Genomic DNA, 12,330 nt, shown 5'->3' with positions numbered 1-12,330 from the left:
TTTGCTTTCAGGTTCCCTATGAAATGGTCAGTTTCAGAAGATCTATGGAGTCAAAGATGGCCCAAAATGTAACCGTGGTCGACCACCCGCTGGTACAGCACAAGCTTACCCTGATGCGCCGGAAAGAAGCCAGCACAGCGGAATTCCGGAAGCTTCTGCGCGAAATCGGCCTTTTCCTTGGCTATGAGGCGCTGCGCGACCTGCCGCTTGGCAAGATCGATATAGAGACGCCCGTGTGCCCCATGGAAGCACCGGTACTGGCGGGCAAAAAACTGACCTTCATTTCGGTCTTACGCGCAGGCGACGGCCTTCTGGGCCCGATGCTGGATCTGGTTCCTTCGGCCCGCGTCGGCCAGATTGGCCTTGCGCGCGATGAAGAAACGCTTCAACCGACAAAATATTTCTTTAAAGTACCTCTCGATACGGCAAGCCGGTTGAACGTGGTTCTTGACCCTATGCTGGCAACGGGGCATTCAGCCGTCCGCGCCGTCCAGGAGATAAAGGACGTCGGTGCGAACGATCTTCGGTTTGTCTGCCTGCTGGCTGCACCCGAAGGTATCAAGACCTTCACCGAAGCCCATCCGGATGTGCCTTTGGTGACGGCCTCGATCGATGAAAAGCTGAACGAGAAAGCCTATATCGTTCCGGGGCTTGGCGACGCCGGCGACAGATTATTTGGAACCAAGGGGGCCTGAACTTAATGAGTGTTACCAAGAGATATGTAACTGCCCAGGAACTCCTCGACGATTCGTTCGAGCTGGGCCTCAAGATTCTTAAAAGCGACTTCCGCCCGAAATTCATCGTGGGGGTTTGGCGGGGCGGCACCCCGACCGGCATCGCCGTACAGGAAATCATGGATTATTATGGCGTTCACACAGACCACATCGCGATCCGCACCTCTTCCTACATCGGCATGCAGCAGCAGAAAGAAGTGAAGGTGCATGGCCTTGAATATATCGTGGCCAACATCAACGCCGAAGACAGCCTGCTGATCGTTGACGATGTGTTCGACAGCGGCCGTTCCATCGACGCCATCATTACCACGCTTAGGGAAAAATGCCGCCGTAACACGCCGGAAGTGATCAAGATCGCGACCGTTTTCTATAAGCCTGAGCGCAATGTGACCAAGCTGACGCCTGATTTTTACTGTCATGAGACCGATGACTGGCTGGTCTTCCCGCATGAACTATCGGACATGACCAAAGAAGAGATCAAGGAACACAAGGGCCTGGTCCTTCCTGAGATCGACGTTTAACCCAGAGCATCGGAGAAGCCGTCATGAGCTTTGAGGAAGTCCAGGAATGCGCGGCGTTTATCCGCAGCAAACACGCGGGCGACATGCCCAAGATCGCCATGGTGCTAGGAAGCGGGCTCAACAGCCTTGCTGATGCGCTTGAGGGCGCGACCGTCCTGTCATACGAAGACCTGCCCGGCTTTCCAGAGCCAACGGTTGAAGGCCATGCGGGCCGGATGCTGATTGGCACGCTGGGCGGCAAGCCGGTGATCTGCATGCAGGGCCGCGCGCACGCTTATGAAGGCCACCCGGCTGAAAAGCTGGCCTTTTCCACACGCGTTCTGTGGGCGCTTGGTGTTGAACTGCTTGTGCTTACAAACGCGGCCGGCAGCCTGCGCGAAGAAGCTGGACCGGGATCGCTGATGGCGATCACAGATCACATCAATTTCTCAGGCATCAACCCGCTGGTGGGTGTCAATGACGACCGGTTTGGCCCGCGCTTCCCGGATGTTTCCGAAGCCTGGGACCGCAAGCTGACAGCAGTGATGCATGCAGCAGCCGAAGAGCTCGGAATCACACTGCATAGCGGTGTCTATATCATGGCTAAGGGGCCGAACTTTGAGACGCCCGCTGAAATCCGGGCGTTCCGCACTATGGGCGCGGATGCTGTTGGCATGTCCACGGTGCCGGAATGCCTGGTGGCGCGCCACTGCGGTATGAAGGTTGTTGGCGTAAGCTCCATCACCAATCTGGCGGCCGGCATGCAAGGCGAGCTGACACACCATGAGACAATGGAATACGGTGCCATTGCCGCGGTTCATTTGGAGAAACTGTTGCGGGCGTTTCTTGCCAAAGCGTCCTAGGAAACAAGCCTCGACCTCTTCACAAAAAAGGCACCGCAATTTGCGGTGCCTTTTTCATTGGATGAACCTGGACCTTAATCCGGCAAGGTGCCCGCGTTAGTAGCTCGCGGTTGCGATAGACCGGATCATGCGCAGGAAATCCATACGGATATCTTCAGGCATATCGTCAAAGTGCTTCACCAGCGCTTTGATCTCATCAGGCTGTTCATTGTCCGTGACACCTTCACATCCCTCGAAGAAGGCGCCGACAGGAACCCTCAGCGCCTCTGCAAGCATTACCAGTTTGCTCGCGGAAATGCGATTGGTGCCCCGTTCGTATTTCTGGATCTGCTGGAACGTCAGTCCCAATGCTTCCCCAAGTTCAGTCTGAGTCATCCCGCGCTGACGGCGATAGGTTCTAACGCTTGCACCGACAGTCACGTCAATCGGATGAGGCATGATTTCCTCCCCACAAACTATCATTGGTAAAGAGATAGCGTAAAAGTTGCGATATCGCAATTAATCCTTAACGCTGCCCTACCTCAAGGTTGTGGGGAAGATGGTTCACCTGCTTTATTGCATGGTTAGCGAATAGCTTGTTGGCGCGACGACTTTTGAAAACGGCGCCTGGAAGCCTGCCATAGCCTCCTCCTGCGCAATTCCGTCGAACACATCAATGATCGCAGCGCGCCTTTCGCTTGGTGAGTCGATAATCATGCTGGACATCGCTGCGATTGTATTGGCGTGCTCTGGATGGTTCTCAAGGAAGTCGAGATACCGGAAGCAAACCTCTGGCGTGCAAGCGACTTGACGGGCAGGCCCCATGTCGCCAATTGGCAATGCCAAATAGGGTTTCTTTATACCCTTCAGGCGCTTGGTGATACGCAGCATCCGTTCGTTGACACCCACATGAACGGCTGCTCCTTTTCCTTTAGGTTCACCATTAATGCCGCCATAGGTCACCAAATTACCCAAGTATTCGACATCCCAAGGCAATGCGTTCAATCGTGGCAACGTGATTGCTTCCAGAAAGCCTGTAAGACTGGAGATACCCCGATCAACTGCATATTCCAGAATTGAGAAGAATAGCTCATAATGAACCGGGTACCCAGCTGGGCTACGGTACTTTTTATCCGCAATAAAATAGCGGGACCATTCGTGGGCATGCTTCCCTACCGGCGCGGGTTTGAAATCGCACCAATCTTTGAAGATTGTACCAAGTTGAGTGTCCACTGTTGTCGGAACAAGCCTCATCCCTCCCAGAATGTTGCTGTTCTCATCCAGTTTCAGGAAATAGGTCGTATCGTCTGTATCGAATTGATCTCTTTCGAGGCCATCGTCTTGAGCCAATTTATTCCAGCCTTTTTGCTCCACGAAAATTTTGTGTCGCAGCTGAAACATATTGTGCAACACATCGCTATAAAACTGTCGATTGTACTTGTTGATAATGTGGATCATGGGGAAGCTCCTCTTGCTCGCTAAGTCTATGCAAGAAGAATATCCACCGAAGAGACTGTTGGTCATTCCTCATAAAGAATGAGAGATACAATCATTGGTTTATATAAACACTTTATGGCGGTGAAGTGCCGTAATCATTTCAGTGGTGCTACCAAACCCGTACCGACGCTTAATGTTGCGCAGATGTGTAACCACTGTCGTACGCTTGATATCCAAGATATCAGCAACTTCGCTTGGCTGCTTTCCCTCAATGATCCATGCGAGGATTTCTCGCTCCCTTGCTGTGAGGGTCGAAAAGTCCATATTTGGGCCAACCTGAACGATATCCCGTGCAAAACCACCTTTTGCATCCTTGAGGTAAATCCGACGAGCAGTACGGTGTGCAGCGACAGACAATAGCCGAATAACATTTTCCAGTTCATCTGACCTATGTAGCTCTCCACCTGCGCTTACGTAGGCATACTCCAGCACTTCGTCTGTTTCGTCGTTCACGCGAACCGGCAGTGGAATGACCACGCCTTCCTTGAGGCCATACCGAAATGCTTCCTCAAATATCTTGCGCTGGGTTTTGGTAAGGTCCTGCGTTGCAACAAATTCAGACCACCAAAAGGGTTCACCCCAATCCTTGAGTTTCAAGGCGTGGTTTGGCAATGCGTCGTCCACATAATAGTGATTTTTCGCGTAATGCGTGATCCAGTCGTTGTGGAGAAACCCGAACATCAGCTTCCGGTCCTGGAGCGCAGGCATTCCGAAAGCTGAAATACAGAGCAAGTGCTTGACGCCCAGCAAGCTCAGCGGCTTTTTCAAGCTATCGCTGAGAACATTTATCGACGTTATTTTATCGACCTGGCCCATAAAAGCCGCAATGGCCCTATAAGCTTCTGGCGAAAAAGACATAGCTGACCCCGATCATACTGCTGACTGCATATAAATAGCTCTGGAGTAGCACTCTACAACCATTTATCTACAATTACTTAGTAAATAACAATATAGCTTCCGCTACATTCGGTGCATAGCCAGCCCAACAAATCTAAATGATAGATAAGTTGTAGTCGAAGGCCTTTCTGGGCACTATCAAAGCAAGCCCGCACCAAAAAGAGCGGACTTGCTTTTATTTGGAAATGCAAATGTATCAGTAAGACTTGCCGCCCTCGTTGGCGTCGCCGTATGGGACCCAGATGTTTTTCACTTCCGTGGCGCGTTCCATTAGGCCGCGGGCGCTCATCTGCTCTCGGCTCGTGAAGTCATAGGCCTTGCCATAGTTCAGCCAGACGCGCTTCATGTTGTCGGCCGCCGCTTGCTCGATTTCGGCGCAGCCCTCGCGGGAGCCAAAATACCAGATACCGTCAACGCCATAATGCTTGGCCATTGGCATGGCCATGGCATCGCGCGCGCCAGTGACGATATTGACCACACCCGCCGGCATGTCGGAGGTTTCCAGCACCTGATAGAAATCAGTCGCCAAAAGCGGATAGCGCTCACTTGGGATCATCACAGCCGTGTTGCCTGCCGCGACCGCATAGGCCATCAGCGTCACAAACGCCAGCAGCGGATGCTCATCCGGGCATACGATGCCCAGCACACCCACAGGTTCATTCATCGCCAGCGCCACACCGCGGATCGGTGGTGTATGAACACTGCCGTCATGCTTGTCAGCCATGGCAGCTGCACTAAAGAGCCGCTTGACCGAAAGCTCCACCTCGGCTTCCGCCGCCTTCTGGCTCGCGCCCGTCAGGTTTTTCAGCCGGTCGGTGAACTCTTCCGCGCGCGCACTCAGATTTTCGGCCACATAGTAAAGGATCTGTGCCCGAAGGTGCGGCGTGGACTTGCCCCAGCCTGCAGCCTTCGCAGCCGCCTCAACCGCGTTCCGGATGTCCTTATAGTTGCCCTCGCCCACAAGGCCCGCGAACGCGCCTTTTTTGTCGGCAATCGCCACACTGTCGCCGCCGTCTGGCCGGGCCTGCTTGCCGCCGATATACATTTTTGCGGTGCGGTCGATATGGTCGAGGCCGGAGCCTGCTTTCGGCATGGCCACCTCGGCTGGTGCCGGAATTGGCGCCCAATCCTTGAGCGCAGCCTCATACCGGGGCCGCATGTAGGCTAGCATGCCCTCGCGGCCGCCTTCGCGCCCGAACCCGCTTTCACGCCTGCCGCCGAAACCGGCGGCTGCATCGAACATGTTGGTGCCGTTGATCCACACAACACCCGCCACAAGGGCCGGTGCCACCTCAAGCGCGCGGCTCAGGCTTTCGGACCAGACAGTCGCGGCAAGGCCATAGCGCGTGTTGTTCGCCAGCGCCACGGCTTCAGATTGCGTGCGGAAGGTGATAGCCGTCAGCACAGGGCCGAAGATTTCCTCGCGGTACAGCGTATTGTCCGTGCCCACGCCGGTCACCAGTGTTGGCGGGAAGAAGACGCCCTCTTCCGGCATCTCGCACGGTGCTTTCCAGACCACGGCGCCCTGGCTTTCGCCGTCCGCCAGCAGGCGTTCGATGGTGTCTTTTTGGCTCTCATCAACCACGGCACCGATGTCGATGCATTTATCAAGGCTGGTACCCACACGCAGGGTTGCCATGCGCGCTTTCAGCTTCTCAAGGAACTTGTCGGCGATGCCTTCCTGCACGAGGAGGCGGGAGCCCGCGCAGCAAACCTGCCCCTGGTTGAACCAGATGGCGTCCACAAGGCCCTCAATCGCGCCGTCAATGTCGGCGTCCTCGAACACGATGTAGGGCGACTTGCCGCCGAGCTCGAGTGTCAGCTTCTTGCCTGAGCCCGCGATGGAGCGGCGGATGATCTTGCCAACTTCCGTAGAGCCAGTGAAAGCCACCTTATCCACGTCCGCGTTCACAACGGCAGCACCGGTTTCGCCCGCGCCAGTCACGATGTTCACGACACCCTTCGGCAGGCCTGCTTCAACGCACAGTTCCGCGAATTTCAGGGCTGTCAGCGACGTAAATTCGGCGGGTTTCAGCACCACTGTGTTCCCGGCCGCCAAGGCTGGCGCCACTTTCCACGCCAGCATCAGCATCGGGAAGTTCCACGGGATCACCTGCCCCGCAACACCCAGCGCTTCATGGTCGGGGAATTCCTCGTCCATCAGCTCTGCCCAACCGGCATGGTGATAGAAGTGCCGTGCCACGAGCGGGATGTCGATGTCCCGGCTTTCGCGGATCGGCTTGCCGTTATCCAGGCTCTCTAGCACCGCCAGCACGCGGCTGTGTTTCTGCACCAGCCGCGCCAGCGCGTATAGGTATTTCGCCCTGCCGTGGCCACCGATCAGCGCCCACTTGCCTTGCGCCTTACGCGCGGCGGCAACGGCTGCGTCCACATCATCCTCTGATGCTTCCGTGATGTCAGCCAGCTTTTCGCCCGTTGACGGCGCATAGGTCGCGAACTGTTTCGCGCCCTTCGGCTTCACCCACTCGCCATCAATGAACAGGCCGAAGGACCGGCCATTGGCATCCAGCCACTTGTCGGCGTTGGTACGGCTTTCAAGGGCTGGGCTATAATCCATGCTTTCAAACTTTTCTTTTACAGTCATGTCACACTCCCCTTAGCCCATCGCGTGGCGATAAGACGCCGAATAGCCACCAAAGGCATGATACTCGAGCTGGCGCTCAAGATCACCCAGAAGGCTTGAAGCCCCGAAGCGGAACAGCTCTGGCGAAAGCCAGTCGCGGCCCAACTCTTCCTTCAGGAGCGTCAGGTACGCTACAGCGTCCTTGGCCGTCTTGATGCCGCCCGCAGGCTTGTAGCCAACCTTCATGCCCGTCTCGCGGTAGAAATCGCGGATTTGCCGGATCATCACCAGGCTCACGGGAAGGGTCGCATTCACACCTTCCATGCCGGTGGAGGTTTTGATGAAATCGGAGCCCGCCATCATGGCGGTCATCGATGCCTTGGCAACTTGCGTCAGGTTACCATGTTCGCCAGTTGCCAGAATGGTTTTCATCAGCGCCGGCCCGCAAGCAGCCTTGAAGGCTTTAACTTCATCATAAAGCGCCTGCCAGTTGCCCGTCAGCACGTGGGCGCGGGTGACGACGATATCGATCTCGTTGGCGCCAGCCGCGACAGACCTTTGGATTTCCTCAAGCCGGGTTTCCATAGGCGCGAGGCCCGCGGGGAAACCGGTTGAAACCGCCGCGATCGGCACACGGCCTTTCAGGGTTTCAGCCGCCTCCGGCACCATGGAATGATACACGCACACAGCGCCGGTGGTCAGGCCCATGTCTTCCATACCGAACTGGGCCAGGATGTCCCTACGTACCGGATTCATGGCCTTCTGGCACAGCCGCCGCACACGGCCAGGCGTGTCGTCGCCCGCCAGCGTCGTCAGGTCAATGCAGCTAACGGCTTTAAGCATGAAAGCGATTTGGCTGTCTTTCTTTACAGCCCGGCGTCCGCCCAGAGAGGCGGTACGGCGCTCCACCGCACTTTTGTTGACACGAATACCGTCCAGCCAGTCGGCGTGGAAGCTCGTGCCCTGATTAACAAGTGGCTCAGGTGTCATTGCTCATTCCGAATTTAAAATAGTCCCGCCCTTAAAGCCAAATCCTGACCTTGCGGTCAAGATTTCTTTTCAGGAGGCAGGCTTATTTTTGATGAAGCCTGCCAGATACAACATGATTGCTGCCACCACATAACCGACAGCCAGGCGGTGAGGCAAGACCTCAAGGCCGCCCATTTCAGGGATGGCCCAAGGCAGATACATCTCAGATGTTGGCATTACCGAATGGATCACACCGAATTCTGTGAAGATGGCCGCAGCAAGCGCCGCCATGGCGGCCCGCACCATCTTGCGGTCGATAATCCAGACAATCAGCGCGCCCCAGATCAGGCTTGTCAGGATATAGCCGCGCGCCATGGCCCCAAGAAGCAGATAGCCCTGCATCCAATCGGAACTGATGGCGTCACCCGCCGTAGTGGCCACCCTGCCATAAAGGTCAGACACCTTCGTGTGGGCGTAATTCAGGATCGCAGGAACCGTGGCGAACAGAAGCGCGGGCGCGTGCCGAACGTCGCCACCAGAAAAAGCCAGGCGGAGGATATCACACGCCACGACAACAAGGATCGGTTTCAGGACCGCTTCCGGGATCATCTGTGACGCCAGCGCGATCACGCCCAGGAAACCGCCAACGGTGATCACACCCGCCGCGCCCAGGGCATAGCCCGTACGCGCGCCCATCCGCTTGTAGGTGGCGTGGCCGAAGTATGGCGTGGTTTGCACCACACCGCCAAAGAGCGCACTAATGGCCGTGGCGGCGGCGTCCAGGCGCACCACCTTGCCCGCGTCAAACTCATCGCCTGTGATGCGCGCACCTGCGGTTACGTTCACAGCACTCGCAGCAATCAAAAGCGCGAAGGGGAAGATAATCCCCAGGTAATTGGTCGCATCTCCAAAGATCGCCATGGCGCCGCCAAATGTCGGCACTGGAAGCGCTGGCACAAGGTCAGGCATCTCCTTGACCACATAGCCGTCGCCTGCGCCGCCAAACGCCAGGATATAATAAAGCACCGTGGCTGCCACGATGGCCAGAATAGCGCCAGGCATATTGAATGGCAGCCGGTGACCTGCGATCAGGGAGAAGCCCATGATCACAAGCGAGACGATACCCACTTCCGGCAGGGCAAACACGCCCAGGAGCGCTTCCGCGCCCAGCCAGACGGTAGCAATACCGGCCATGGCGCCCACAAGTGCCATCTGCGGCAACTGGTGCTGCATCGCGCGGCCAAAGAAGGACAGGCAGAATTTGATGGCCGCCATCCAGAAGGTGCAGGCCATGCCCAGAACCCACGCCTTGTCAGCGGCGGCATCCACGCCCATGGTGTCCACATTGGCCGCGTACGTCGGGCCGATGATAAAGAAACACATGCCGAACACCGACGGCAGGTCGAGCCCCAGCGGAATACTGGTAAGCCCTTCGTTACCCGTAGCCTCACGTGTCTTTTTCGTCAGCCAGAAGAAGGCCAGGTTACCCACCAATATGCCCGTAATGGCACCCGGGATGATCTTGCCGAACATATATTCCGCCGGATAGCCAAACGCGCCCATCAGCACGCCTGCCAGCACGAACATATTCACCACAACATCAAGGAAAAACGCCACACCCGCGTTCGTATCTGCCGCCAGTTGCGACGACGGCGCCGCAACACCGGCCAGCATCTTGTTGGTTTCAGCCATAGCCCCCCACACTTCCCTTCTAAATTACTTACTGCCGCCCTTTCGGACATTTCCCCTTCCCGGGGCTTATTTGAACGAAGTCCGCTTCCGCTCAGGGATTCGCCGCTCGTCCTCAAAAACGCGAAGCCGTTCCTCCAGTTCCCACTGCAGCTGCGCTTTTTCACTTGTCTTTAGAAACGCAGCGCATTCTGCCCCGGCTTCAGCCCCCGTTTCCACATCTTTTTTACATGCCTCAGATTCCCACAGGCTTCCGCCCGGCAGGAAGCTGTATGTTAGCGAATTGCGCGCGCTGTGCCGCAGCTCGAAATAAGGCACGCGGTGCTCCGTATAAAGTCGCATATACTCGTGTGTCAGGTCGATGCGCGAAACGCCTTCATCATCGGTCGAAAGCGCATAAGGCACCTGCATGTCACGGTACATAACCAGTGGATGGTCTTTGCCCTTCACACCCAGGATCGTGTCGTTGGAGGTCAGGTTGATCTCAACCATGATGCCCTCATCGGCCATCTTCTCCAGAAGGCCCTCGGAGTCGCGCTCATGCGCGATGGCGATGCCGTGGCCGATACGTTTGGCATGCCCAACCTCAATCGCCTCCCGGATATGGAAGGTCAATTGCTTAGGACGCACGAGGCCCATCGTCAGTTCGCCCGCATGCAGCGACACATTGCGTGGGCCCAGATTGTTATAAAGATGGTCGATCATGCGCATGTGCAAGCGGTAGTCCCTCAGCGCCACATGGCCGTCCTCTGGCGCCACAAGGTTCATGCCCAGAACCTTGGGCTCGTCCTTCATCAGCGCCCAGCCCAGAATGAATTGGCCATATACCATGGCCGGTTCAAACTCGCGGATCACCTGATGCAGGAAGCGGATCTTCACATCGCACCCCACATCCGCCCGGTCCGTGCCGCACCGAAGCAGCTGGTCCTTGCGTGCCATGGCCGCTGAAATCTGGGTGCGCGCAGACGCCACCAGTGTGGGCATCGCCTGCCCGAACGGGCCTGACATCAGCATCTGGTAATCAGCCGCCAGATCGCCTGAAAGCTGCACGCCCGAGAGGAGCGGAAACAATTCGGGCAGGATGATGGTTTCCATCAGTTCCAGATACTGGATATTCTGCCGCCCGGCGCGGGAGGCCACATTCGCCAGTTGGTCCCCCAATCGCTTAGGCGAAACATTGATGCGCGCGAATGTCGCAAAGAAATCATTATGGCCGGACCAGTTGAGCGTGGGCACATAGGACCGGTTCGAAAGCGAATTGATAAGCGCGCGGCGGTGCTCCTCATTCGCCTGCGCCTCTGCCGCGGTCAACCAGCCGGAGGCCGCGCAGCTTTCCTTCGCCTTGTGCTTCAGGGCCGGCACGCTCATGTCGGCGCACAGGCCGTCAGCGGCCGCCCATTCGATCCAGCTTTCGGCATAAATGGCGCCGCGCAAGTGGGTGTGAATGTCACCCCCTTTGGGGAACTCTTCCATGAATTGCCTGAGCCTGCCGTTTTCAGCTGCCCATGAAAGCGCCGTGCCCGCCATGCGGGCCTTCAGGGCGCGCTGGTCATCACCCTGCGCAGTCGCGGGTGTGGCCACCGCCAAAAGCATGCTGGCCAAAAGGCTGCCCTTCAAAAAGCGAACCACCTGCCCGGTCAGGGATTTTTTTCCATCACGCATTTTTTCCTCCCCAAAAGCTTGCCCAAAGTCGAACTACTCAATAGGCTCGCCAAAACTTTATCCCAATCAGGGATCAATGAACATAGGCACCCAGTGACAAGGTAGTCAGGCCATGGCCAAGCTGTATTTTTACTATTCCGCGATGAACGCAGGCAAATCCACAACCCTTTTGCAAAGCAGCTTCAACTACCGGGAACGCGGCATGAACACCATGCTGTTCACCGCCGCCATCGATAACCGTTTCGGCGAATGTGTCATTGCCTCGCGCATCGGCCTGGAAGCTGAAGCTCACATATTCGACACAAATCTTGACCTATTTGTCAAGATTACAAACCAGCTGAATGAAACCCCACTCCACTGTATTTTGGTGGACGAAGCCCAGTTCCTGACAAAGGACCAGGTGTTCCAACTGGCGAGCGTCGCCGACCGCCTGGGCATCCCTGTGCTTTGCTACGGTATTCGCACCGATTTTCAGGCCAATCTTTTTGAAGGCAGCCAATGGCTGCTGGCCATCGCGGACGAGCTTCATGAACTCAAGACCATTTGCAAGTGCGGCGCGAAAGCCACCATGAACATGCGGGTGGACGCAAAAGGCAATGCCGTGAAGGAAGGCGCTTCGATCGAGATTGGCGGCAACGACCGCTATATCGCGCTATGCCGCAAGCATTTTCACGAAAAACTGCGCGGCCCGCAACTTTGACATAACCCATAGTTGCAGCAATAACGCAGCATTCCTGCCATATTTTTTGCATCTGCAGTTAAACTTTTGTTCCAAAATATTGTAAAATACAGGATTCGAAAGCTAACAAAGTGTAATTGGCATACATTACTGACTAATATATCAATAAGGCTGCGGCTTTTCAGTCACACAACTGTAATATAGTTTTCAAAATTAACCTTATTTACGACTTTTCGTTACCCAGCAGCACCACCATCGGTTTTACTGCTGCTGTGGG

General features: G+C 56.1%; 11 protein-coding genes. 4 read left to right on the top strand and 7 right to left on the bottom strand.

Annotated features, from left to right (window positions below; translation table 11 throughout):
• The first annotated feature begins 56 nt into the window (after positions 1-56).
• Genes upp through KORM41_RS20285 form a run of 3 tightly spaced genes read left to right on the top strand, consistent with a single transcriptional unit; the run spans position 57 to position 2,097 of the window.
• Complete coding sequence (gene upp, locus KORM41_RS20295; protein ID WP_068153479.1) at positions 57-695, top strand: uracil phosphoribosyltransferase; 639 nt, start codon at positions 57-59, stop codon at positions 693-695.
• A gap of 5 nt (positions 696-700) precedes the next feature.
• A complete protein-coding gene (locus KORM41_RS20290; protein ID WP_068152872.1) occupies positions 701-1,255 on the top strand; it encodes a phosphoribosyltransferase in 555 nt (184 codons plus the stop codon).
• 23 nt (positions 1,256-1,278) lie between these two features.
• A complete protein-coding gene (locus tag KORM41_RS20285) occupies positions 1,279-2,097 on the top strand; it encodes a purine-nucleoside phosphorylase (RefSeq protein ID WP_068152869.1) in 819 nt (272 codons plus the stop codon).
• Positions 2,098-2,193: 96 nt separating this feature from the next.
• On the opposite strand, the gene KORM41_RS20280 is transcribed toward KORM41_RS20285, so the two are convergent.
• From KORM41_RS20280 to KORM41_RS20250, 7 genes are all read right to left on the bottom strand, one after another.
• Positions 2,194-2,535, bottom strand: coding sequence for a helix-turn-helix domain-containing protein (locus tag KORM41_RS20280; RefSeq protein ID WP_068152866.1), 342 nt, complete (start codon positions 2,533-2,535; stop codon positions 2,194-2,196).
• A gap of 114 nt (positions 2,536-2,649) precedes the next feature.
• Positions 2,650-3,534, bottom strand: a complete 885-nt coding sequence (locus KORM41_RS20275; protein WP_068152863.1) for an acyl-homoserine-lactone synthase — start codon at positions 3,532-3,534, stop codon at positions 2,650-2,652.
• Between the two features lie 99 nt (positions 3,535-3,633).
• The gene (locus KORM41_RS20270; RefSeq protein ID WP_068152860.1) at positions 3,634-4,431 is read right to left on the bottom strand and encodes a helix-turn-helix transcriptional regulator; all 798 of its coding nucleotides are present in this window, start codon (positions 4,429-4,431) and stop codon (positions 3,634-3,636) included.
• Between the two features lie 235 nt (positions 4,432-4,666).
• On the bottom strand, positions 4,667-7,075 hold the full coding sequence (locus KORM41_RS20265) for an aldehyde dehydrogenase family protein (protein ID WP_068152858.1): 2,409 nt from the start codon (positions 7,073-7,075) through the stop codon (positions 4,667-4,669).
• A 12-nt stretch (positions 7,076-7,087) separates the two neighbouring features.
• On the bottom strand, positions 7,088-8,044 hold the full coding sequence (gene deoC / locus KORM41_RS20260; RefSeq protein WP_082720101.1) for a deoxyribose-phosphate aldolase: 957 nt from the start codon (positions 8,042-8,044) through the stop codon (positions 7,088-7,090).
• A gap of 69 nt (positions 8,045-8,113) precedes the next feature.
• Positions 8,114-9,715 (bottom strand): SulP family inorganic anion transporter, encoded by a 1,602-nt coding sequence (locus KORM41_RS20255; protein ID WP_068152856.1) that lies wholly within the window; start codon positions 9,713-9,715, stop codon positions 8,114-8,116.
• A gap of 66 nt (positions 9,716-9,781) precedes the next feature.
• On the bottom strand, positions 9,782-11,374 hold the full coding sequence (locus KORM41_RS20250) for an amidohydrolase family protein (protein WP_068152851.1): 1,593 nt from the start codon (positions 11,372-11,374) through the stop codon (positions 9,782-9,784).
• A 112-nt stretch (positions 11,375-11,486) separates the two neighbouring features.
• Between KORM41_RS20250 and KORM41_RS20245 the strand changes: the two genes are divergently transcribed.
• Positions 11,487-12,074 carry a thymidine kinase gene (locus KORM41_RS20245; protein WP_068152849.1) on the top strand — a complete coding sequence of 196 codons (588 nt, stop codon included), beginning with the start codon at positions 11,487-11,489 and terminating at the stop codon, positions 12,072-12,074.
• Positions 12,075-12,330: the final 256 nt, after the last annotated feature.

It is taken from the genome of Kordiimonas lipolytica, from assembly GCF_001550065.1.
This window is presented reverse-complemented; position numbering and strand designations above follow the sequence as displayed.

What these genes read in the sequence shown, in the direction of transcription:
- upp (WP_068153479.1), top strand. Translation starts at nt 57, where the DNA reads ATGGCCCAAAATGTAACCGTGGTCGACCACCCGCTGGTACAGCACAAG.
- KORM41_RS20290 (WP_068152872.1), top strand. Translation starts at nt 701, where the DNA reads ATGAGTGTTACCAAGAGATATGTAACTGCCCAGGAACTCCTCGACGAT.
- KORM41_RS20285 (WP_068152869.1), top strand. Translation starts at nt 1,279, where the DNA reads ATGAGCTTTGAGGAAGTCCAGGAATGCGCGGCGTTTATCCGCAGCAAA.
- KORM41_RS20280 (WP_068152866.1), bottom strand. Translation starts at nt 2,535, where the DNA reads ATGCCTCATCCGATTGACGTGACTGTCGGTGCAAGCGTTAGAACCTAT.
- KORM41_RS20275 (WP_068152863.1), bottom strand. Translation starts at nt 3,534, where the DNA reads ATGATCCACATTATCAACAAGTACAATCGACAGTTTTATAGCGATGTG.
- KORM41_RS20270 (WP_068152860.1), bottom strand. Translation starts at nt 4,431, where the DNA reads ATGTCTTTTTCGCCAGAAGCTTATAGGGCCATTGCGGCTTTTATGGGC.
- KORM41_RS20265 (WP_068152858.1), bottom strand. Translation starts at nt 7,075, where the DNA reads ATGACTGTAAAAGAAAAGTTTGAAAGCATGGATTATAGCCCAGCCCTT.
- deoC (WP_082720101.1), bottom strand. Translation starts at nt 8,044, where the DNA reads ATGACACCTGAGCCACTTGTTAATCAGGGCACGAGCTTCCACGCCGAC.
- KORM41_RS20255 (WP_068152856.1), bottom strand. Translation starts at nt 9,715, where the DNA reads ATGGCTGAAACCAACAAGATGCTGGCCGGTGTTGCGGCGCCGTCGTCG.
- KORM41_RS20250 (WP_068152851.1), bottom strand. Translation starts at nt 11,374, where the DNA reads ATGCGTGATGGAAAAAAATCCCTGACCGGGCAGGTGGTTCGCTTTTTG.
- KORM41_RS20245 (WP_068152849.1), top strand. Translation starts at nt 11,487, where the DNA reads ATGGCCAAGCTGTATTTTTACTATTCCGCGATGAACGCAGGCAAATCC.